Source organism: Gimesia chilikensis (assembly GCF_008329715.1).
GTDB lineage: Bacteria > Planctomycetota > Planctomycetia > Planctomycetales > Planctomycetaceae > Gimesia > Gimesia chilikensis.
Map to the genome: position 1 here is coordinate 103,819 of NZ_VTSR01000021.1, position 22,164 is coordinate 125,982.

Annotated in this window: 16 protein-coding genes; 11 read left to right on the forward strand and 5 right to left on the reverse strand. The window is 55.5% G+C overall.

What is annotated here, in order from left to right; genetic code table 11:
• Positions 1–302 precede the first annotated feature (302 nt).
• The 7 genes from FYZ48_RS23625 (at position 303) to FYZ48_RS23655 (ending at position 9,697) form a co-directional block, all read left to right on the forward strand.
• Positions 303–1,718 carry a sensor histidine kinase gene (locus FYZ48_RS23625; protein WP_187782181.1) on the forward strand — a complete coding sequence of 472 codons (1,416 nt, stop codon included), beginning with the start codon at positions 303–305 and terminating at the stop codon, positions 1,716–1,718.
• On the forward strand, positions 1,696–3,108 hold the full coding sequence (locus tag FYZ48_RS23630) for a sigma-54-dependent transcriptional regulator (protein ID WP_149344962.1): 1,413 nt from the start codon (positions 1,696–1,698) through the stop codon (positions 3,106–3,108). The genes FYZ48_RS23625 and FYZ48_RS23630 overlap by 23 nt, the downstream gene beginning before the upstream one ends.
• Before the next feature lie 34 nt (positions 3,109–3,142).
• Complete coding sequence (locus tag FYZ48_RS23635; RefSeq protein WP_390625142.1) at positions 3,143–4,621, forward strand: sulfatase; 1,479 nt, start codon at positions 3,143–3,145, stop codon at positions 4,619–4,621.
• A gap of 263 nt (positions 4,622–4,884) precedes the next feature.
• On the forward strand, positions 4,885–5,847 hold the full coding sequence (locus tag FYZ48_RS23640; RefSeq protein ID WP_145035871.1) for an AAA family ATPase: 963 nt from the start codon (positions 4,885–4,887) through the stop codon (positions 5,845–5,847).
• 88 nt (positions 5,848–5,935) lie between these two features.
• Complete coding sequence (locus FYZ48_RS23645) at positions 5,936–7,273, forward strand: DUF58 domain-containing protein (protein WP_149344967.1); 1,338 nt, start codon at positions 5,936–5,938, stop codon at positions 7,271–7,273.
• Entirely contained in the window at positions 7,270–9,288 is a 2,019-nt protein-coding gene (locus tag FYZ48_RS23650; protein ID WP_149344970.1) for a transglutaminase-like domain-containing protein, read from the forward strand. The genes FYZ48_RS23645 and FYZ48_RS23650 overlap by 4 nt, the downstream gene beginning before the upstream one ends.
• A gap of 199 nt (positions 9,289–9,487) precedes the next feature.
• Complete coding sequence (locus FYZ48_RS23655; RefSeq protein ID WP_145035879.1) at positions 9,488–9,697, forward strand: hypothetical protein; 210 nt, start codon at positions 9,488–9,490, stop codon at positions 9,695–9,697.
• Between the two features lie 52 nt (positions 9,698–9,749).
• Here FYZ48_RS23655 and FYZ48_RS23660 read toward each other — a convergent pair whose 3' ends face one another.
• Positions 9,750–10,892 carry a metallophosphoesterase gene (locus FYZ48_RS23660; RefSeq protein ID WP_149344972.1) on the reverse strand — a complete coding sequence of 381 codons (1,143 nt, stop codon included), beginning with the start codon at positions 10,890–10,892 and terminating at the stop codon, positions 9,750–9,752.
• A gap of 353 nt (positions 10,893–11,245) precedes the next feature.
• Here FYZ48_RS23660 and FYZ48_RS23665 point away from each other — a divergent pair, with 353 nt between their 5' ends.
• The 4 genes from FYZ48_RS23665 (at position 11,246) to FYZ48_RS23680 (ending at position 16,232) form a co-directional block, all read left to right on the forward strand.
• The gene (locus FYZ48_RS23665) at positions 11,246–12,700 is read left to right on the forward strand and encodes a tetratricopeptide repeat protein (protein WP_149344974.1); all 1,455 of its coding nucleotides are present in this window, start codon (positions 11,246–11,248) and stop codon (positions 12,698–12,700) included.
• Positions 12,697–14,424 (forward strand): CRTAC1 family protein, encoded by a 1,728-nt coding sequence (locus FYZ48_RS23670; RefSeq protein WP_149344977.1) that lies wholly within the window; start codon positions 12,697–12,699, stop codon positions 14,422–14,424. Before FYZ48_RS23665 ends, FYZ48_RS23670 begins: the two co-directional genes overlap by 4 nt.
• Positions 14,425–14,773: 349 nt before the next feature.
• Positions 14,774–15,784, forward strand: a complete 1,011-nt coding sequence (locus tag FYZ48_RS23675) for a DUF1559 domain-containing protein (RefSeq protein WP_242022753.1) — start codon at positions 14,774–14,776, stop codon at positions 15,782–15,784.
• A gap of 139 nt (positions 15,785–15,923) precedes the next feature.
• On the forward strand, positions 15,924–16,232 hold the full coding sequence (locus tag FYZ48_RS23680) for a hypothetical protein (protein WP_145180206.1): 309 nt from the start codon (positions 15,924–15,926) through the stop codon (positions 16,230–16,232).
• Positions 16,233–16,390: 158 nt separating this feature from the next.
• Here FYZ48_RS23680 and FYZ48_RS23685 read toward each other — a convergent pair whose 3' ends face one another.
• The 4 genes from FYZ48_RS23685 to FYZ48_RS23700 form a co-directional block, all read right to left on the reverse strand.
• Positions 16,391–17,677, reverse strand: coding sequence for a Gfo/Idh/MocA family protein (locus FYZ48_RS23685; RefSeq protein ID WP_149344994.1), 1,287 nt, complete (start codon positions 17,675–17,677; stop codon positions 16,391–16,393).
• Between the two features lie 188 nt (positions 17,678–17,865).
• A complete protein-coding gene (locus FYZ48_RS23690) occupies positions 17,866–19,749 on the reverse strand; it encodes a hypothetical protein (RefSeq protein ID WP_149344996.1) in 1,884 nt (627 codons plus the stop codon).
• Positions 19,750–19,808: 59 nt separating this feature from the next.
• A complete protein-coding gene (locus FYZ48_RS23695) occupies positions 19,809–20,798 on the reverse strand; it encodes a phosphoglycerate dehydrogenase (RefSeq protein ID WP_149344998.1) in 990 nt (329 codons plus the stop codon).
• A gap of 125 nt (positions 20,799–20,923) precedes the next feature.
• Entirely contained in the window at positions 20,924–22,111 is a 1,188-nt protein-coding gene (locus FYZ48_RS23700) for a hypothetical protein (RefSeq protein WP_149345000.1), read from the reverse strand.
• Positions 22,112–22,164: the final 53 nt, after the last annotated feature.

Below are 22,164 nucleotides of genomic sequence, written 5' to 3' on the forward strand. Positions count from 1 at the left end.
ACAATTCTATGGATGACCTGCAGGCAAAGAATATACCAAAGCCCTTTATTTTACTGAGTTTGCTGCAAGTCCAGACGTTTCAGGCTTAGTTAAATGGCCAAGACAAGATGCGGTGTCGAAGGGAGCGACATGGGGGGCGAATAAAGCGACATTGCACTGGGTGAATTCTGGCCTCTGGCGGGACCCCGGTTCCAAAAAACGAGGTTGTCAGAGTGGTTTCAAAGTATTTTATGGTCCCTGTTTCTCCTAAAATGGGAGGAAACTCTCAACTCTGATTTTACATGTGCAGGAAAGTTCCCGTTATGCGCTGGCCGTTACGGTACCAGATTTTGATTCCGATGGTCGGCATCATGGTATGCGCGATTGTGGGTGTGACTTTATTGCATGCCTGGCTGGCGACGCATCAGATCAAGGTGCAGGTGCGGGATCAGTTTCGGCAGATTGCCCATACGTTGAACGATGCCACGTTTCCGTTGACCGTGGCGGTGTTAAACCAGACGAAAGGGTTGTCGGGAGCTGACTTTGTTCTTGTGGGGGCGGAAGACAAGGTGCTGTCGTCCACGCGTCCTGACTTTACTCCCGCTCCTATTCAGGGGACGCCTCCCAGCTGGGATGAGTTACAGATTTCGGATGTGATTGAAGCCGGGGATGCTCCCTTTTTTCATTCCGTGGTGAAACTGCAACCCCGGATACCAGGGGAGGGCGTACGTTACCTGCATATTTACTATCCGGTTCGGCAGTATCGTGAGGCGATTGCCAATGCCGTTTATCCGTCATTGATCGCTGGAAGTCTTGCGCTGATTGTGGTTGCGATTCTGGCGACGGTGATTGCTGCCCGGGTGACACGGCCCTTACAGCGCCTGGACCGCAAGGTGGTACAGATTGCCCGGGGAGATTTCCAGCCGATGATCCTGCCGGAACGCGATGATGAAATTCGTGACCTGAGTACCTCGATCAACCAGATGGCGGAACTACTGGGAGATTACGAAGATGAAGTCAAACGGAGTGAGCGGCTGAAAACGCTGGGGCAGTTACGGGGGGCGATTGCTCACCAGCTGCGGAATGCGGTGACCGGGTGCCGGATTGCGCTGGATCTGTATCTCCGTAAATCGCCCGAATACCAGGAAGACGAAACGCTGCAGGTTGCGAACCGTCAGCTGTGTATGATCGAGCAATACCTGCAGAGCTTTCTGGAGAACAAGGGGGGGCACTTCTCCAGTTTTGAACCGGTCTGCCTGAATGAGCTGGTGGCGCGGGTCGTCAGTCTGGTGGAACCGACGGCGCGGCATGTGGGTATCGCTTTGAAGGACGAAACCGGTTCTGAGCCGCTCGTGGTGGAAGGGGACGCGGAATCGCTGGAGCAGCTGATTTCCAATCTGGCGCTCAATGCGATCGAAGCTGCGGTTGCTGTGCAGGAAGAGCAGGGCATCTCGGGAGAGGTTTGCGTCAGGTTATTCCCAACGGGGGAAGAGTCTGTTACTTTGGAAGTGTCTGATACGGGCCCCGGACCGGAGTCGTCGATCGTGAATAAAATGTTTGAACCGCTGGTGACCGCCAAACGTGACGGGACCGGCCTGGGTTTATTTGTGGCTAGAGAGATCGTGCAGAATCACGGCGGCGAGATCCGCTGGGAACGGCGTGAGGAGCGTACCTGTTTCATGGTCGAGTTGCCTCTGGTGCAGACGGAGAAAGCGTGTGTCGAAACTATTGATCGTTGATGATGAAGAATCCATCTGCTGGGGGCTGAGCCAGTTGGGCGAAAGCCACGGCCACGAAGTGATGATGGCTTCAACAGCCGAACAGGCATTGAGCCTGGCAGAGAAAGACCGCCCCGATGTGGTGGTGATGGATGTGCGTCTGCCCGGGATGGATGGGCTGACGGCTATGCAGGGACTTTACGAGCGGATTGGTCCGGTGCCTGTGATTGTGATTACCGCTTATGGTGATCTGCAGACCGCTGTGGAAGCGGTGCGAAACGGGGCGTTTGATTATATCGTCAAGCCTTTCGATCTGGCTCAGATGGAGCAGGTACTGGAGAAGGCGGTCAAGGAAGCGGGACGCGAGGAGCTGCAACCGGGCGAACCGCGGCAGCTGGAAGGGCTTGTGGGTTCAACGCCTGAGATGCAGCAGGTCTTCAAGTCAATCGCGCTGGTGGCGGCTTCGGATGCGAGTGTGATGCTCATGGGAGAAAGCGGGACCGGTAAGGAAGTGGCGGCGCAGGCGATTCACCGTTTCAGCGATCGTGCTTCGGGACCGTTTGTCGCCGTAAATATTGCTTCTCTCAGTGAGAGCCTGGCGGAGAGTGAACTGTTCGGTCATGTACCGGGAGCGTTTACCGGCGCGGAGTCGGGGCGGATGGGTTTTCTGGAACAGGCCAACGGAGGTACGCTGTTCCTGGATGAAGTTGCTGACATTCCGCTGTCGATTCAGATCAAACTGCTGCGGGCCCTGGAAGAAGGCGAAGTACTGCCCGTGGGTTCGACGCAGCGCGTGAAGACGAATTTCCGCGTGATCACTGCTTCGCATCGGAACCTGGAATCGCTGATCAAGCGGGGCAAGTTCCGCCACGATCTTTATTTCCGCCTGTGTACGTTTGAGATCGACATTCCCCCCCTGCGGAAGCGGGTGGGAGATATTCGTCTGCTGGCCGAGTTCTTTCTGGAACGCTTTGTGGATCGGCAGACGGGGATGCAGCATCGGCTCACCGCAGAGACCATTGCAGAACTGGAACGTCGCCCCTGGTATGGCAATGTGCGCGAGTTACGCAATGCGATCGAACACGCAGCGTTACGGGCGCGGGGCGGAACAATTCTTCCTGAAGATCTGCCTGCACCGGTATCGCAGTCCTTTCTGGGTCTGGATGAGTCTCAAGCCGGATCGGATGTGGAGATCAACGAGTTGCTCAAGCAGTGGGCCGAACAGCAGTTGCGAGATCCGGAATCTGCGGCCGGGATTTATGAGAAACTGCTCACCCTGGTTGAGCCGCCGGTGATGGAAGTGGCTTTGGAGAAATTTCATGGGCAATGTGCGCCTGCAGCCCGCTGTCTGGGCTTGCATCGGACTACCCTGAGTAAGAAACTGAAACAGTACGACATTGAAAACAGCTGACACTGAAATCCTGAGGTGAACCTGCATGAGACTGATGACGCGCTCCCTGATTCTGCTGGCTTTAATCTTAGTGGCTGGTCCCGGTTTGCAACTGAGGGCTGCCGAGAAATCCAAACCGCTCAACTTCGTCTTCATTCTGGTGGACGATCTGGGCTACATGGATGTGGGCTGCAATAACCCGGATACCTTTTACGAAACGCCACACATTAACCGGCTGGCGAAGTCCGGCATGCGGTTCACCAATGGTTATGCTGCGAATCCGGTCTGCAGTCCGACGCGATACAGCATCATGACGGGTAAATATCCGACCCGCGTAGATGCGACAAATTTCTTTTCCGGGAAACGCGCGGGTAAGTTTCTGCCGGCTCCCCTCAATGACCGGATGCCTCTGGATGAAGTGACGATCGCCGAAGCACTCAAGGAGCACGGGTACTCCACGTTCTTTGCAGGGAAGTGGCACCTGGGGCCGAGTGAAGAGTTCTGGCCGGAGAAGCAGGGTTTTGACGTCAACAAGGGGGGCTGGTCGCGCGGCGGTCCGTATGGAGGCAAACGATACTTCTCGCCTTATGGAAATCCACGGTTGAGTGACGGTCCGGATGGCGAGCATCTGCCCGATCGCCTGGCGACGGAGACGGCGGAGTTTATCGACGCTCATCGCGAGCAGCCGTTCTTTGCCTACCTCGCTTTCTATTCGGTACATACCCCGTTGATGGGACCGAATGCACTGGTCAAGAAATACAAAGAGAAGGCGCAGCGACTGGGGCTGGAAGGCAAAGTCGAATTTGCCGACGAAGAACAGGTCTTCCCCACAGATGAGAAGCGAAAGGTGCGGATTCTGCAGAAGCATGCCGTGTATGCGGCGATGGTGGAATCGATGGACCGGGCCGTGGGGAAAGTGCTGCAGCAGCTGGAAGCATCCGGCGTGGCGGACAATACCGTGGTGATGCTGACGGCCGATAACGGGGGGCTGAGTACCTCCGAAGGATCGCCGACTTCCAATCTGCCTCTGCGGGGTGGTAAGGGCTGGCTGTATGAAGGAGGGATCCGCGAGGTCTTTCTGATTCGCTGGCCAGGAGGGGGGCAGCCGGGAAGCGTCTGTGACGAACCCGTCATTACTACTGACTTCTATCCAACCATTCTGGATCTGGCCGGGTTGCCTTTGAAGCCGGAACAGCATCTGGATGGCGTGAGTCTGAAACCATTCCTGCAGGGCGAAGAACCTCTGAAGCGTGAAGCGTTGTTCTGGCATTACCCGCATTATTCCAATCAGGGCGGGATTCCCGGAGGTGCAATCCGGATGGATGACTGGAAACTGATCGAGCGTTTTGAAGATGGACAGGCCCACCTTTACAATCTGAAAACCGATGTGGGAGAGAAACAGGATCTGGCGGCGGCGGAGCCGGAACGTGTGAAACAGATGAGACGTCGATTGCACCAGTGGTACACCGAAACCGATGCGAAGTTTCTACAGGCCAAGCCCGGGGGACCGGAGCCCTGGCGACCCGAAAAATAAAAACGTTGGAGAGGGAGCCGTTCCTGAGCGGGGCCACAGTGAGGCGCGGTATCCTGTATTGTAACTGTTTGATAAGGGGTTCATGAAAAATTCAAATTTGACCGAACTGGTTGGGAATTCTTGTTATGTAGTCCTTTTATTTCCCTTGGATCTGCTATAATCGAGCTGTCACCCGACGTCAGTGATATCGCATCTACTTTTCGATGTCTCCGTTGAATTCTGCATTTCCCCGATCAAACTCTAATGATGATTGAGATAGTCGTATGGCACAGTCCACGCTGCCGGAACAGAGCGAAAAATACGTTCAGAAGCTAAACCTGTTGAGAGACAATCTGAGCGGCGTGATCCGGGGCAAATCTGAGAGCATCGACATGATGATGGTCGCGCTGCTTTCCAACGGTTCGGTGCTGATGGAAGATGTGCCCGGGACCGGAAAGACAACGCTGGCCAAAGCACTGGCCCGTTCGCTGGATGTTCCCTTCAATCGTGTGCAGTTTACGCCCGACCTGCTGCCGACCGATATCCTGGGATCCTCAATCTATAACCCGGTAGACGGCACCTTTCATTTTCGCCAGGGCCCGATCTTCTGTAATATTCTGCTGGCTGATGAAATTAACCGGGCATCGCCCCGCACGCAGTCCGCGCTGCTGGAAGCGATGAGCGAATCACAGGCGACGATCGAAGGCGTCCGATATGAACTGCCTTCCCCGTTCTTTGTGCTGGCGACGCAGAACCCGGTCGATTTCCACGGGACCTATCCGTTGCCGGAAGCACAGCTGGACCGCTTTCTGATTCATCTGCAGCTGGGATACCCGGATGCGGAAAATGAAATGGAGATCCTGTTTGCCCAGTCGACCGAGCACCCGGTCGATCATCTGGAGCGGGTGTTGAACCACGAAGAGGTGGTTCAGATGCAGGAGCAGGTCAAAACGGTGCATGTCGAACAGAGTGTCGCCCGCTACATGATTGATCTGGTCCAGGCGACGAGAAACGATCCGCGGTTGAAGCTGGGCGTGAGCCCCCGTGGTTCTCTGATGCTGTTTCGGGCGTCCCAGGCGATTGCCTATCTGAAATCGAGAACCTACGTACTGCCGGATGATGTGCAGCAGATGGCAGACTATGTGCTGGCGCATCGTCTGATTCTGACATCGAAAGCAAAATACAGCAGTATCACCAAAATGGATGTGGTGTCCGATATTGTCAGCAAAGTGAAAGTTCCAAACTAACCGGGAAACACGTTACCAGAGTATTCCTCTGCCGGAGCGGGAGTGTTGCTGATTCCTGTGATGGCAGTCCAGTCATGTTGAATCCGTTATGCACGTCTCGGAATACGATCCTTATTCGCCCACGATTCGCAAGAAAGACTCGTTCACCAACCGGCTGCTGCTGGTGCGGATGCACAAGCATTACTGGTATTACCGGGTGACTTATCCCGGAAAGGTGCTGTTGTTCGGTTTCTTCCTGTCGGGCATTGGTACGATTTCGGTATCGGTGCCGATTTATAATCTCTTCAGTATCCTGATGGCGTTGATCCTGGTAGACGGGCTCGCTTCCTGGTTTTTTCGTCCCCGCTGTGAACTTGAGGGGGACTTCCCCGCACAGACGACAGCCGGACAGCCAGCAGTGGGACACTTCACGGTGACAAATCGGGGCTGGCTGCCCGTGTACGATATGGCGGTCGCTTTCCGCTGGCTGGAGAAGCCACTGACCCAGATCGACCGGGATGACACGCTGAATTATCTGCCCAAAGGCGAATCGGCCGAGGTTACAGTCACTATCGATGCACCGCAACGGGGCTTTTATGCATTACCCAAGCTGGGCGTACACACGCTGTTTCCCTTTCACCTGAACCGGTCGGGGAGTGCAGCACTGCCGGGGAAATCACTATTGGTGCTGCCGGCGTTTCATAAGCTGACGAGCGTGGATTTACCGGTAGGGAGCAAGTTTCAGCCGGGCGGAATTGCGTTGACGTCCAACGTGGGGGAATCTCCCGAGTACGTGGGCAACCGCGAATATGTGCCGGGTGAACCGGCGCGGCGACTCGACTTTCGCTCCTGGGCACGACTCGGTAAACCGGTGGTTCGCGAATACCAGGAAGAATATTACTGTCGCATCGCGCTGATTCTGGATACCTATATGCCGACGGAGCCCTGGCTGAAGCGGAAGTGGAAGTCACTGGGGCAGCGGACCGGGTTGGGAACTCCCACCGCGGAGACGACGAATGTGCTGGAGGCGGGGATCAGCCTGACGGCTTCGATTGCGGATGCACTGGCGCGGGGTGAGTACCTGATCGACCTGTTTGCGGCGGGACCGGAGTTGTATGTGTTTCGAGCCGGTCGGCATACGGCCCATTTTGATAACGTGCTGGAGATACTCTCCTGCGTCGATCGCTGTCCCGACGATCCATTCGAGACGATCGGACCTGCGGTATTTGAAGAGCTGTCGAATGTCTCGACGGCGGTCTGCCTGTTCCTGGACTGGGATCATCAGCGGGAAAAGATGGCGCGGGCGGTACTCGATTCCGGCGCGAGTCTGAAGACGATTATCATTCATGACGGTCCGACAACGGTGCCTTACAACGCAGACGAATTCGGCGAGGCATATCATTTCACATCTGAAGAGATCGCACGCGGAAAGGTGGAAACGATATGAATGCGCAGCGGACGATTGCTTTCACGATGCTCAGCCTGGAATGTGCCACGTTTTCGATTCTCTCGGAGACGCTGTTTTTCTCCTTCAGCATCATCGTGCTGGCGGCGCTGTCGTATTTCGCCGTATTGCGTTACTCGTTTTCCAAACGGCAGGTATTCTGGGTGACCAGTGTTCTGGCGGTACTGTTTATTGTGAAGTACATGCTCTATCAGCATGATTTTACGCTCGACCGGCTGGCGATTCGCACACCGCTGGCCTACGCAGCGGCACAGTTCGTGATGACGGTGCAGTTGCGACAGCTGTTCGACAGTCACTTCGAACCGTTTCTGCCGGCTTCGTTTCCATTACTGGGAGTGATCGTTTTCATTCTGACCGGTGATATCCTCGTGTATGGATCAAAGGGGCTCTACTACCAGGTGCTGGTTTTCAGCTATGCGCTGCTGACGGGCGTTTATTTCCAGATCGGACATGCGGCGCGTAAACCTCGAGAAACCGAACGCTCTCTCTGGTCGGTCTATGTTATTCGAGCCGGGTTCTTTGCGACGATCTGGCTGCTGGGCTGGCTGACAGCCACGGGTATGGACCGCTACGAACGGGAACTGGATCAGCTGTATTACCGGCTGATTGAGCCCCGCACGGCGGGTATTGCTTCACGAGCCGGGTTCTCAACCATTTCCCGGCTGGGAAGCATGACGTCTCACTTTGACCAGGGAGCCGATCAGATCCGGTTACGGGTCAAGTCGACCGATGAGCCGGGTTATTTCCGCGGTCGGGCATTCGTCCAGTTTCTGAATTCGGAATGGCATTCGGAAGTGGGGAGTCATAATGTCCCGATCATCGCGATGCCTCCGGCGGGGGTGCAGGCCAGTGTTCCCGATGATGGTACCTGGTTTCTACTGGGGCAGGCGAAGTCACCCAACTGGATTGAGTACCAGGTCTGGTCCCAGGATCCGGGTCATATCTTTGCGCCGCTGAATACGCCGCTCGTGTATGCCTTCGCTGACAGTATTCAGTTCGACAGCCAGGAAGTGCTGACTTCACGGACGATGGCCAGTGGCTTTCCTTATTCGGTCTTTTATCCCCGTCAGTTGCTGCCGCAGCGTCCCGAACACGATGCAGCGCTGCAGCGGTTGTTGCAGTTGCCGGATGAGATCGACCCCGCAATCAAGCAACTGGCGGAAGACGTGTTCGCGGGCTGTGAAACTTCCGAGGCGAAGATCCAGCGGGTACAGGCTTACTTCCAGAATAACTATGAGTATGAACTCGGAATTAACGTACCGTACGGAGAAGACCCGTTGACCTACTTCCTGCGGGAGAAGCCGGCGGCCCATTGTGAATACTTCGCTTCGGGGACGGCTCTGCTCCTCAGACTTGCGGGCGTACCCTGTCGTTACATTACGGGGTATGTGGTTCGCGAACGGAATGCCTACGATCAGTTCTGGGTCGCTCGCAGCCGACACGCGCATGCGTGGGTGGAGGCCTGGGATGATAATCGGGGCTGGGTGACTGTAGAATCGACGCCGTTTGCCGGGCAGCCGGAGTTCGAAACCCCCGGTTCGGCACGACAGTACTGGGAGTCGGTAATGGGCCAGTTCTCCCGGCTCAAGATGGCTCTGCAACAGGGGCAGTGGATCCTGGCGATGTCGGAAGCCCAGTTGCCTCTGCTGCTGCTGGTCGGTGGTGTGGTGCTGTGGTTCCTGGTGCGGTGGGTGTTGCATCTGGTCCTGCGACAGCTGAAAACTCGTGCGGAGTTTCGCGAAAATCCGTTACATATTCAGGAGTTACATCGCCTGCTGTCTCAGATGGATCGTCTGCTGGCCCGTAAAAGTCTGGTTCGTGAGCCTGGGGAAACGTTGATGCAGTTTTCCCGTCGGATTCAGAATCAGGAGATCTCCCACTGGTATCAAACCTATGCCAACAGCCGGTTTATGCCGGAAAATGAGTCGCTGCAGGAGCAGATCAGCCAACTACGGTCGCAGTTGCAGGAAATCCGCAGTCGGAAAGCCTCTGTCTGACCGGGAAAGCGGCAGATTTTGCCTGTGAAAACGGGGTTGGCAGACTGTGAGCTCCGGGCTAGAATCCGACCCTCATCTCTCAAATCTCAAACTATTTCCAAAAGACTACACCAGTTTTCAAAGACGGACCGGGCGTGCGCCTGTATTTGCATGCGCGTCTGTCTTTGACACTTCCTTTATCAGAAACGGGATTCTCTCAATGAAAGTTCTCTCCAAAGCACTCCTCATCGTGATTCTTCCGAGCCTGTCTCTGTTTGCCACCGGGTGCGATCTGTTACCGCACGCGTTTCATCCCAGTCAGTGGCATAAACTGAATCGGCAGCCGGCACCACGGCAGGATACTTACTTCTCTGTCCCCGACCATATTCCGGAGCGGGACTTTCCTCATCAGACAGAGAACGACAAATAAAAGCCAGGTCAGCGGGCTGAAGGCAGCGACAGATACGGAAGCCTGATCGGGTTTACTGCGACTTCGCTGCTGAAAACATCTGGCGGTCGAGCACATCACCTTTGAGGTTTTTCAGCTCAGCCGTCATGGTGCCTGCTGCGCGGTCACAGGTGAGCAGCAGATAGCTGTCCTGTCCGGCGAGGAATTTTGAATGCGGGTCCGGGTACTTTGTGCCTGTGCCACTGAGCGAGGTGTTGTAACAGGTCAGACCATCCACCTCGGCCCGCTCGGCGAAATAGCCAAAGCCTGTGACGCAGAGCGTTCCCCGTTGAAAGAGCTTGTGCCAGTCCCCCTTGAGCTTGCCCCGCATGGTGGCGTTGCGCTCGTTATACAGGGTTACGGTAAGACCGGGATTGCTCTGCGTGAGTTGCTCGTACCAGCGATACTGTTTTGAGTCGTGACCAAACGGATGACAGGTCTGCCAGGTGGTGCCGAAATCGGACGTGTGGTTGAAGTCGAGGGCGATCAACCGCAGATCGAAGTCCGGGAGATCGAAGTGCCATTTCCATCCTTCGTCAGGTAACGCGAAGACGCGGCGGAACGCGGTTGCTTCGACATCGTAAACGGCGTGTGCCGGGGGCTGCTGACCCCGGGGATGGGCTTCGCGGTCATGATTTCCGAGTACTGGCATGAAGGGAGTCGAGCGGAACAGTTGCGGGTATTTGCCGATGAGCTGCAGGTAGGGCTCAATGCATTCCGGTTTCCCGGGGCCGCAGGTCTGCCAGAGATTGCGGATGTTGTCGCCGGCGGTGAGCAGCAGATGCACATCGTCTTTTTTCAGCTGAGACAGATCGGGTTGTGACTGCCAGTCCGCGGCGACCGCGATGCGCAGGACATCGGTGGGAAACGCTTTGAATGTCGCGAGTGACGACTTTTGGGTTCCGGTCTGGACCAAGTAATGATAGACCGTGTCGCGCTGAGGCAGCGGAATCTCGACATGATGCAGTCTTGCGTTACCCGGTTGGCTGATGGTCTGCAGGGAATCAGCGGCGGTGCCGAAGTAAACCACGGAGTCGCCGGGCTGGTCGCTGTACCAGTTGACCACAATTCGATCGGGGCGATGGTTGTTGCAGGTGAGCCAGATGCGTTCGATGTCTGCTGCGGTGACCGTGAGGGGAACCAGGAAGAGGCTGAGCAGGAATGCGGATAATCTCATGGAAGTCTCGTGTGTGGGAGGTAGATCGTTTCAATATGGATTAGAAGTCAGTGTAGGCTGAGATACAGCTGGATGCCATGTTGGCTTTGATTGTAACGTGCGAATACTGATCTTTTGTGTTGGCGGTGTTAAAGTTGTTTATTTATCGCGGTCGCGAGATCCAACGACGCGGATGCGGTTCGCGTAAGAGTAAAGAGCCCTTGAATCCTGCTGAAGAATTGGCATTTTTAAGGATGAATGCCGCTTTTAGACAGGAAATGCAGGGGCATGCGGTCTAAAATTACGTTCCCGGAGGCAGCAAGAGGCCCGGCAGTGCCTCGATTTTTTGATGAAACGTTAGATGCGGTGCTCGATTGCGTTCCCAGGCGACTGATTCAACTGAGACAAACACGAAGACAACGGCGCGAAAGAAGCGTCTGCTGGTTGTCGGTCTGATCCTGCTGGGCATCGTGGGCAGTGCGCCTTTCTGGGGGCAGGGATTGTGGGTCGATTTCTGTCAGCAGCGGGCGGAAGCAAATCTGCTTGCACGCGATCCGGAACGAGCCCTGGAATGGATTGCCTCGGCGGAGCGGTCTGCAGCTGAGAATCCCCGGACGACGCTGCTGAAGGCACGCGCCTTACGGAAGGCTCACGATGTGGAAGGCGCTTATACAGCGCTGAAACACTATTTCGAGCTGGCAGGTGCCACACCCGCGTTTGAACAGGAGCAATGGTTGCTGAAAGCGCAGGTGGGAGATAATTCTGACCTGCAGATGCACCTGGGTAAAATGCTGATCGAGCCGACCGGAAGTATGCAGGATATCTGCGAGACCTATGTCAACAGCTGCATTCTGAACTATCAGTTCGATGATGCCTTGAAGATCCTGCAATTGTGGGAAGCGGACTTTCCTGACGATCCGCTGCCCAATTTCATGCGGGGAAAAATGTATGAGCACAATCTTGCCTGGAAGGAAGCCGGGGTTGAGTATGAGTCTTCACTGAGCAAGGATCCCGGTTTTGCGCCGGCGGCTTACAGCCTGGGTCGCATTCAGTTGACGCTGAAGAAAACGGAGCAGGCATTGGAGTATTATCAACGGGCCGTTGAGAGTGCCGATCAGCCAGGACCGGCCCAGGTGGGAGTGGCCCGTTGTCTGCGATTGCTGAACCGGAATGCCGAGGCGAAAGCGTTGTTGCAAGAGGTACTGGCGAACGAACCAGAGGAGTTGCAGAAAGCTTATCAGGCTTTGGGGGATCATAAAGCAGCGGCGCTCTCGGAGCCGCAACTGGAAATGGCCAGGCTGGAACTGGGGGCGAAGAATTACGAAGCAGCACTCAAGTGGCTGGAGCCGGCAGCGGAGGCAAATCCCCTGGACCTGGGAATTAAGAACTCGCTGGTGCAGGTCTACAGCCGACTGGGTCGCAAGGAAGAAGCCCGCGAATTGGGACAGGTCGTCAAGGAGACCAATGAAGTTCTGGCGGAGATTCCCAAGCTGCTGGATCAGGTACAGGTGAATCCGGGGGATGTGGCACTGCGGTTTGAAATCGGTCGAAAGTACCTGAAGTACGTTTCGGAGGAGCAGGGCGTTGTCTGGCTGAATAGCGTGCTGAGTTACCAGCCGAATCACCCGGGGGCCCACCAGGAACTGGCAAAATACTATGAGCAGAATCTCTCCCGCGGTCCCAACTTCGAGCGACTGGCCAGGCTGCATCGGGAGCGGGCAGAGGAACTGGCGGGCCACAGCGAGAACCGGGATGTGCCTGTCAGCACCAATAAAAATAATCCGCAGGCGACACCTGTCGAAGAGCCTGTAAAGGCGAGTCAGCCATGAATGTAAAGTCGATGCGATCCCTGTTTCAATCCAACTGGTTTTGCTGGCTGGTGCTGCTGACGCTGTTTGTCGGCTGCCAGTCAGAGACGGAGTCAGTCAAGTCGAACACGAATAACACCAAAGAGGGAACGCAGGTGTCGAGTTCTGAAGAAGGAGTGGCGCCTGTGTTTCGAGATGTCTGGCCGGAGCTGAAGCTGGACTTTACTTATCGCAATGGACGTGAAGCGGGAGAGCTGGCGATCCTGGAAACCATCGGGGGCGGTACCGCGATCTTCGACTATGATCGCGACGGTAAGCAGGATCTGTTCTTTCCCGGTGGTGGAACGTTTGAAAATAAGAGCACAAAGGGTTATCCATCCGTGCTGCTGAGGCACACGGGGGATTTTCAGTTTGAAGATCGGACTGTTCCGGCGGGACTGGATCTGGCGGCGTTTTACAGCAATGGTTGTGCTGTGGGCGACTATGACAACGATGGTTTTTCCGACCTGCTGGTGACCGGCTATGGCGGTTCGGTGCTCTGGAGAAACCTGGGAGACGGAACCTTTGAAGAGGTGGCTGTCGATGCCGGTGTGCGTGACTGTTTCATGGGAACGAGTGCCGGCTGGGGTGACCTGAATGGTGACGGTCTGCTGGATCTGTATCTGACGCAGTACGCGGACTGGTCGTTCGAAAATAACCCTCCGTGTGAACTGACTCCGGGCGTACCCGATGTCTGTTCGCCTCATTCTTTCACAGGCAAGAAAGACAAGGTTTATTACAGCAAAGGGGACGGCACCTTTTACGATGCGACCGAGGAAGCGGGCCTGGTTCCCGAGGGCAAAGGATTGGGTGTGTTGCTGGCGGATCTGGATAATGATGCGGATCTGGACGTCTATGTGTGTAACGATACGGTCGAGAATTTTCTCTACCTGAATGACGGGAAAGGGAAGCTGGAAGAGGTCGGCATCATCAATGGTGCCGCCGTCGATGATGGAGCCACACCGAATGGAAGCATGGGAGTGGACATCATGGACTATAACCAGGACGGTCTGCCTGATCTGTGGGTGGCGAATTATGAGAAAGAGGCGTTTGCCCTGTATCGGAATGACGGCGATGCCCAGTTTCTGCACGTGAGCAACGATACGGGGGTGACCTCGATTGGAACCCTGTTTGTCGGTTTCGGGACCGCCTGTGCGGACTTTGATCTGGATGGGGATGAAGATGTAATGGTGGCCAACGGGCATGTGGCGTACTACTCGACCCACTCACCGTTTCGGCAGAAGCCACTTTACTTGGAAAATCGGGACGGACGTTTTCTGCAACGGGAGTTCTCAGGCGACTCATATCTGGGGCAAGCCCACACCGGCCGGGGCCTGGCAGTTTCCGATTTAAATCAAGACGGGAAACTGGATGTGGTGATCTCGAATTTTTATGATCCGCCGGCAATTCTCAAAAATGAGACCGAAGGGGCAGGCTCCTGGATTGCTGTGCGTCTGGTTGGTATACAGAGCAATCGAGACGCGGTCGGAGCACGGCTGGTGCTGCATACGTCAGCCGGCGATCAGGTCAGACAGGTTAAGGGGGGAGGCAGTTATCTGTCTGCCAATGACTTGCTGGTGCACTGGGGAGTGCCTGAGGGCGTAAGTATTGAGAGCCTAGATATTTACTGGCCCTCTGGGACTCAACAGACGCTGAAAAATGTGAATCAGCGCGAGGTTAAGCAGATTCTTGAGCCGACTCCCTGATCCCTTGTACTGGTCCTCGATATCCAAATATAGTGGCTCCAACTCGATGCGCTGCGCTCATCAAGGGCTGGAGCACACTGAACGGTGTGTACGCAAGTCTCGAAACTTAAATAAGTTAAGTAAATTAAAATTAGTGCAAAAATAGTATGTTTGGTCGATACTTGAGTATGAAGAGATTGTTTTATATTGAAGAAAATATAGAATAGACTATTGGGGAAACCTTTAGCGCTCCCCCCGGACTTAATGTCCCTGGCACACCAGACCTCTGTCTTACGTCTGGATAGCTCATGTTGCCAGTCTTTGTGTTATAAAGTGCTCATTTTTTCTATTTTTCTGCAGGAGAGTGTTGATGAGAGTCTTTCAGAGAAGACGCGCATTCACGCTGATTGAGTTGCTCGTCGTGATCGCCATTATTGCTATTTTAATTGCCTTGCTGCTGCCAGCGGTACAGCAGGCGCGTGAGGCCGCCCGTCGGTCGCAGTGTAAGAACAACCTGAAACAGTTCGGGCTGGCTCTGCACAATTACCATGAAACCCATGGCTGTTTTGGACAACTGACCCTGTCGTCTTACTATCATGGAAGTTCACCCGGAATTAAGCCCTGGACCGGTTTCAGCCAGCAGGCGATGCTGCTGCCCTTCCTGGATCAGGCCAACATCTACAACCAGTTTGATTTCCAGTTCTCCTGTGAAGAATCACCGAACAATGCTACGGGAATCCGGAATGCCGGGATTGGTGTTTTCCGTTGTCCTTCGGACCCCCGCTACCTCAACTATGGTGAAGGTCATCTAAACTATTACGTGTCGGCAGGCCCGTGCATGGGTTGGGATCCAGACCTGGGTTATCAGGTAGGTTTTTCTCGCTACGAACTGATTACGCGAGTTTCCGATATTCTGGATGGAACTTCGAATGTGGTCGCGATGAGTGAACGAATTGTAGGAAGCGCTAACAGCTCCTCATTTAATATTAACGGCGATGTGGCAAGATCGGTTGGAACCAGCTTTAATTCAAGGCAGACGACGTTCCCTACGAAGTCTCAATTAGACACTCATGGAACTGCTTGTAGCAATCCTACTGCTTTCTATACACATCGTGGATCTCGCTGGATGCGGGCAGACGAGTGTTGGTTTAACACCTGGAACACTCCGAACTCGCCTAATCCGGACTGCAGCACAGGCAATGGTGGCCATGCTGGTGGAGATGCTCCTGCAGCACAGGCTGCCCGTAGCCGTCACACCGGTGGTGTGCATGCTCTGATGGCCGATGGCTCAGTACACTTTGTATCTGAGAACATCGACTTGCAGAAATGGCAACAGCTGGGTGCGATCGCTGATGGTGCCGCTGTCAGTATCAACGAGTAATCCGATTTCTGACATCGCTTAGCGATAACGAATCCTCAGCCCGGCAATTTTCGTTGCCGGGCTGTTTTCTTTCGATATAATCGGGCATGAACGAACTGACTTCAGTCGCCCACCAACATTCAGAGAAAGGTAGAGTACCATGTCGAAGCTGGGGCCCTTATGTCTCGCGCTGAGTTTAATTTTCACGGGCTGTGGTGGAGGAGAAGGAACCGGTGAAACCTCTTCCGCAAATCAGGAGACTCCACCCACACAGGATCTGTCTGCTGTGAAATCGACTTTGAACGATATTGCACAATCAGGTGAAGTTAACAGTGCCTTTTATGGGATTCCGGAAAGCCTGGAACAGGCTGGCAAACCGGAGCTGGCGGAAGAAGCGAAGAAACTGGGTTCTTTGAAGAGTCCGAGCCAGATTAAAGCTGCCGCGAAAAAACTGGCAGACAAGCTCTAAACGCTGGTCGCTTCAAGCGAATTGATAGTAACTGAGAACCTTCGGCCTCAACGGGTCGAAGGTTTTTTTACGTACGCAGCTGCTTGAATCAGCCCATAAAAAAAGGGGAGTCGACAAACGGTCGACTCCCCTGTTATGAACTGTCTGACTAGATCAGACTAAACTTTGGGTTCCCAGCCGGGTTCGTATTCACGTCCCCAGAAGGTCATGGCATCTTTATCGTCAATGATGTGCCCGTTGGTTGTATCGCACTGCAGGGTACGTCCGGTGCGGTGGGCGATGTTACCGAGATGGCAGAGCAGGGTGCTCTTGTTGCCGATTTCGATTTCAGCGTTGAGGTTCAGCGGCTCATTGTTGCGGATGGCATCCACAAAGTTCTGAGCATGTTCGCTCATGCCCTGGTTGCCGCCGACTTTCTTGACTTCCTTGTCTTTGGCATCCAGAACCGTGTAACCGCCGGAGGTACCGAGGATCAGGTTTCCTTTGCTGCCGAAGAAGATCACGAAATCATTTTTGTGACGGTTGCAGCTGGTTCCCTGCCAGGTAATCTGCTTGCCGCCATCGAATTCAAAAGCGACGACATGCGTGTCGGGAGTCTGCTGATCGTCGCTGTAGAAGTAACGACCACCGCTGGAAACCACGCGGTTGGGAATTTCTGCACCCAGGCCCCAGCGACAGAGGTCGAGCGAATGCACGCCGTTGTTCCCCAGTTCGCCGTTACCGTATTTCCAGAACCAGTGCCAGTTGTAGTGAATCAGGTTGTCCACGTACTTCTGACGGGGCGCTGGTCCCTGCCAGAGGTCGTAGTTCAGTTCGGGAGGCACAGCAGCCGGTTTCCCTTTGCCGATGGAACCGCGGGCACTCCAATAGTAGGCCCGGGCCAAATGGACATCGCCGATGATGCCTTCTTTGAGCTGCTGAATCCCTTCCTGGATGGATTCACTGCTGCGACGCTGGCTTCCCATCTGGACGGCTCGTTTGTTTTTGCGAGCTGCCTCGACCATCATTTCCCCTTCTTTGGGGTTGTGGCAGCAGGGCTTTTCAACGTAGACGTGCTTGCCGGCTGAACAGCCGAGAATGGTACCGGGAGCATGCCAGTGGTTGGGAGCTGCGACGATCAGAGCATCCACGTCTTTGTCGTCGAGGATTTTGCGGAAATCGCCGATGGCCTGTGGTTTCTTTTTCGTGGCTTTTTCCACGGTCTGGGCTGCTTTGCCGGCACGGGTGTCATCCGTATCACAGACGTACTTGATTTCGACCCCATCCAGGGCACCGAAGGTTTTTGCCAGGGCCAGACCACGCTGCATCCCCATGATGCCGATGGTAACTTTCTCACTGGGGGCTTTGTTGGCGGCGGACAGAATCGCCGGGGCGGTGATGCCGGCAGCGGTGGCAGCTGCGGCAGTCTGTCCCAGAAAAGTACGACGATTGACGGAATCGGACATAATCTCTTTCTCCGTAGAATAGACTTAAAAGCGGTATGCTAAAGGCAGGATGTTAATATGACAAACCGTATTCTAGTCGCTTTTTAGGCCAAATAACACAGTAAAAACCGCGAAGCGGCCTATTTCTTAAAAAAGCTAACAATCTCTTGCGCTGTCCCGGTTTACCGTTAGAGTGTGGTGAGGACGCATCAGGCTTTGCGGATGTAATGAGCGGCGTAACTGCGGACTTCCTGCCCGTTGAGGACATGGAACATGCGCAGCTGCTGGATGGTTTCCTGACTGAAGCGACCCAAGGGGACGTGGATCAGTTTTTTCTGATAGCGTTTGGCGAGGCGCTTCCAGCCGATGCCAGGCGGCGATTCGCTGAGCAGGGCGATATGCGACTCTTCGCTGTAATGGCAGGCAGCGACGAGCAGTCGTTCTTCGAGGGTGTCGACGAAGTCGAAATTCACATCGTTCCAGATGTCATACACCGGACGTGGAGGAAAGAGGAACATCGCACCTCCGTAGGTGGAGACGCCGATTCCCGGGCCGACCATTTCCTGACGGTAGTCGGTGGCGAAGAAGGCCAGCGTCGATTCGTCCTGGTGCTCGGCATGCCAGGTGAGGCGATAGGGGTAATCGCGCGGGTCCGCCGGGGAGTCAAAGAGCATGATCACGCAATCAAGTCGGCCTCGGCTGGGGGGGAGCACTTTGACGTGAATCTCACCCGTGTGCCAGTTGCGGAGGGTTTCGCGGAGATCGAGACCGTCTTTCATACTGGTTGTGAATTTTTCGGTCCGGGCCAGATCGACGCCGAGCAGGTTCAAGGCATGGTCTTTGACGCTGGTGCGGAACTTTTCGATGGCGACATCTTCGGGGGGCCAGCTGCACTGCTTAAAGGGATTCCATTTCATCTCCCATTCGTTCTGCTGCGGTTTGGGTGGCCGGGGAACCAACTGACAGCTGCGCCAGGAAATCGGATTTCCGGGCAGTCGGTTGCTGAGTTCGAGAGTGGTGCCATTGGGGAGCTGGGCCTGTTCGATGCCGAAGCGGAGTGTTTCGAACGGAAGTAAGTGCACGAACGGGTATTCGCGGGCGGTCTCCGCGATCTGGATTGCGTACTGATCGCCGGCGACCTGCTGAGCGGCTTTGACCAGCGTATACAGGTCAGGAGTCATGCGGCGTTCGATGAGCGAGAGATTCCGCACGTAGCGAAAATAGACCGAGAGCAGCTTGGGGGTAATCTTGCGTCCCCGGGATTTGAGTTCGACTTTGTATCGGTCCCGGGCGGTGAGTGCGAGTTCCTTGATGCCGTCGACTGAGAGGTTTTCATCGTCTTCCAGTTCAGAGCGGGCAGCTTCATAGAGGCCCGTGATGTAAGGAAGTTCCCCCAGCATGAACAGCAGTGTCTCGGGGTCGGCAGTATAGATGGAGGTGTCGTTGACCTCTTCGTCCTCGACTTCGAGGGGCAGTTGATCGATGTAGGCGTCGTGAATCCAGGGCCAGTCAGAGAGCGAGCAGACCAGCAGGATCGATTTGTATTTTTTCTCCAGTTCCCGCAGGCGGTGTGCCATCATTGTGCAACGGTCGAGGGGCTGTCCCTCGGGCAGTTTGCTGAGCGCGGGCAGGACGGCGGCGGAAAACTTTTCGAGGGGCACCTTCTTCAGGGCATAGGGATCCGGGAGGACGGCGGACATGCTCTCGAAACGCTGTGTTTCCAGATCAATGAAGTGCCGGTCGATGTGTTCCATCATCGCGATGCGGAGTGCGGCGATGACCCCCTGGCAGGGATCGATGGGCACGTAGCTGTACATCTTCTGGTTGTCTTCGTCGTCCTCATCCTGCTCCCAGGGTGGTGCTCCGGAGATGGGGGGCTCTTCCTGCAGGACCGCGGTGATACTGGGGAGAAAGGTGATGGCCCGCTCGACATCGTTCTGAAACGAAGCGGGCAGTGGAACGGCGAGGCAGTCGAAATCGTTGTTGAGCATCACGCGACGGACTTCGATCGCGAAGTCGCCGCTGCCGTGGATCAGGGGCAGCACGGAGATGCTTGGGCTGATTTTCAAAAAACTGGAATGAGGGGCTGTCATGTTGCTATCGTCCAGTTTCTCAAGGGACCGGAGTCAGTTCGCTGGGATCCGTGACGGGATCAGCGGGTCCATTTCCAGTCGGGGGTCTGTTTCAGGTTGACCACACACTCTTCCGGCCACTCGCCCTGATACAGTTTGACAATGTTGTGAGCCGCCATCGCGTAAGCATCGCGGTGCGATTCCTGGTCCAGTCCGCCGATGTGACAGCTCAACAGTACATTGTCCAGCTTGATCAGGGGACTTTCAACAGGCAAAGGTTCTTTTTTGAAGACATCGAGACCGGCGGCGCGGAGATGTCCCGACTGCAGGGCTTCAATCAGGGCATCTTCGTCGACGAGGCCACCGCGGGCCGTGTTGATGAGGACCGAACCCTGTTTCATTTTGGCCAGAGAGTCCTTGTTGATCAGGTCGACCGTTTCGGGAGTGACGGGCAGGTGCAGCGTGACGTAGTCCGACTGGGACAGCAGTTCGTCGATGCTGACCATGGTGATTGCGTGGCTGTCGACAAACTGTTTGTTGGGGAACGGGTCGTACGCGAGGACTTTCATGCCCATGCCGATGGCGCGGGTTGCGACTGCCTGACCGATGCGACCGAGGCCGACGATTCCGATAGTGCTGCCCCAGACGCGGGGAGTCAGAGCCCGTTCCCATTCACCGCGGCGGACTGCCTGGTCCTGGGAGCGGGTGAGTCGGGCGACGCCCATCAGCAGCGCGAAAGCCTGTTCGGCAACCGAGTGATGATTCACTCCCGGAGTGATGGTGACTGCGATGTCCAGATCGTCAGCGGCTGCCAGATCGACGGCGTCGAAGCCGACTCCATAGCGAGAGACGATTCTCAGATCGGGCAGTTGTGCGAGCACTTCGCGGGAATAGATTTCTGCACCGGCCAGAACGGCATCATACCCCTGAACCTGTTCGACGACGCGGTGGGGTTCCTTGCGGAGATCCACCTCAGTCGGGACGGTGTCCACCTCGAATCCTGCTGCCTGCAGGATTTCAAAGTGCGGACCGAATTCACACATTTTGGCAGTACAGATGACGCGAGGCATGTTTCCGTTTCTTCTTCTAATACAGGTTTCGGGGATGAGTAACCGTACTGTTACTCTAGCGAATCCCGGGGTTGGCTGACAGTCAGCCGGAAGGAAAAAACGGAAGGCCCGCGAAGTGTCGGCATTTAATAGAAGCGTTCGGCCCGTTTGACGAGTTGGGGGTCCCGATCGCGGATGAGAGTCAGGTATTTCCGGGCCCGGGCGGCGGTTGTGGCGTCGGGGCCACCGTTCGACGGATCGGAATAGCGGGAGGCGACCAGCAGGTAGCGGATGATGGCCTGGCGGATACCTTTGTAGTCGTACCCCTCGGCATCATAGAGGGAGACGAGTCGATCCATGACGGTCCAGTCCTGCCAGCGTGCGAGGTCGGCAATGACGAGGTCCGCCAGTTCCGGGCGATTGAGCAGCATCCGCATGGACTGTCGCAGACGTTCGGGGGGAATCTGATAACGTCCCTTGCCGTACGTCCACATGAACGAGACCGCTTCGCGGGCAGCGAAGAGTTCGTTGGGCGATGTGTTTTTCTGCTGGAACTTGGACCGCTCGAGGTGGTCGAGTCCTTCGCTGCCGGTGAGCATCAGGTAGCCGGACATCAGGCCACCGATGCCTGAGCGGAGCCCTTGTGCCTGGACGTTGATTTTGTCTTCCATGAAGTCGATGTCATCTTCATTTCCACAGAGTCCCAGCATGAGGCCGTATAAGCCGAGGCGGGGGGCGGGCGTGGATTTGCTGCTCAGCCAGTGGTGCAGCTTTTCGCGGGGGAGTTGTGGAGTCAGCGGGACGATGTCTTCAAAGGGGGCGTTAGCGAACTCCGCAAAGGCATCGTTGGCGATGATCATATCCTGGTGTTCGAGGAACTTCAGAAAGTACTGCAGCCTTTCGGTAGTCGGTCTCTGCAGCGAGGGCGCCTGCATGACGTACGCATAGCTGGCAGGGGTGATGGCTGTCGGGTTTTCCCAGAGGGGCTTGGGTCCGTGAGTGCCGGTGAGCAGGAACGGTCCGCCAGGCTTGCTGAAGTGGTAGTGGTTGACCGTGATCAACGAACCTTTTTCGTACTGGGTACTCTGCGACTGTTTAATGACCTTCAATACTTTGAAGACCGTGTGTCCCGGCTTCTCGATGGTGCCTGTATCGCCTTCGACCCAGCGGACCAGACAGGCGGTGTGGGCGTGTGTCAGTTTTTCGGTCAACGGGACAGAGGCCCCGGGGCAGAACGGACAGGCTGCGAGTTTCGTTGTCAGTACTGTGATCAGCAGGCAGCAGAACAGCCCAGGCCATCCGTGGCAGGGTCGGATTCGATTCCGGTCGGTCATACCAGTTCCTTCTGGTAAAAATGTCAGTTCGTCTCGGTCAGTTCCTGTTGTTG

Excerpts from the sequence above, each read along its gene's own strand:
- FYZ48_RS23650 (WP_149344970.1), top strand. The coding sequence starts at position 7,270 with ATGAATGCGCAGCGGACGATTGCTTTCACGATGCTCAGCCTGGAATGT.
- FYZ48_RS23680 (WP_145180206.1), top strand. The coding sequence starts at position 15,924 with ATGTCGAAGCTGGGGCCCTTATGTCTCGCGCTGAGTTTAATTTTCACG.
- FYZ48_RS23640 (WP_145035871.1), top strand. The coding sequence starts at position 4,885 with ATGGCACAGTCCACGCTGCCGGAACAGAGCGAAAAATACGTTCAGAAG.
- FYZ48_RS23690 (WP_149344996.1), bottom strand. The coding sequence starts at position 19,749 with ATGACAGCCCCTCATTCCAGTTTTTTGAAAATCAGCCCAAGCATCTCC.
- FYZ48_RS23645 (WP_149344967.1), top strand. The coding sequence starts at position 5,936 with ATGCACGTCTCGGAATACGATCCTTATTCGCCCACGATTCGCAAGAAA.
- FYZ48_RS23625 (WP_187782181.1), top strand. The coding sequence starts at position 303 with ATGCGCTGGCCGTTACGGTACCAGATTTTGATTCCGATGGTCGGCATC.
- FYZ48_RS23660 (WP_149344972.1), bottom strand. The coding sequence starts at position 10,892 with ATGAGATTATCCGCATTCCTGCTCAGCCTCTTCCTGGTTCCCCTCACG.
- FYZ48_RS23695 (WP_149344998.1), bottom strand. The coding sequence starts at position 20,798 with ATGCCTCGCGTCATCTGTACTGCCAAAATGTGTGAATTCGGTCCGCAC.
- FYZ48_RS23685 (WP_149344994.1), bottom strand. The coding sequence starts at position 17,677 with ATGTCCGATTCCGTCAATCGTCGTACTTTTCTGGGACAGACTGCCGCA.
- FYZ48_RS23675 (WP_242022753.1), top strand. The coding sequence starts at position 14,774 with ATGAGAGTCTTTCAGAGAAGACGCGCATTCACGCTGATTGAGTTGCTC.
- FYZ48_RS23655 (WP_145035879.1), top strand. The coding sequence starts at position 9,488 with ATGAAAGTTCTCTCCAAAGCACTCCTCATCGTGATTCTTCCGAGCCTG.
- FYZ48_RS23670 (WP_149344977.1), top strand. The coding sequence starts at position 12,697 with ATGAATGTAAAGTCGATGCGATCCCTGTTTCAATCCAACTGGTTTTGC.
- FYZ48_RS23635 (WP_390625142.1), top strand. The coding sequence starts at position 3,143 with ATGACGCGCTCCCTGATTCTGCTGGCTTTAATCTTAGTGGCTGGTCCC.
- FYZ48_RS23700 (WP_149345000.1), bottom strand. The coding sequence starts at position 22,111 with ATGACCGACCGGAATCGAATCCGACCCTGCCACGGATGGCCTGGGCTG.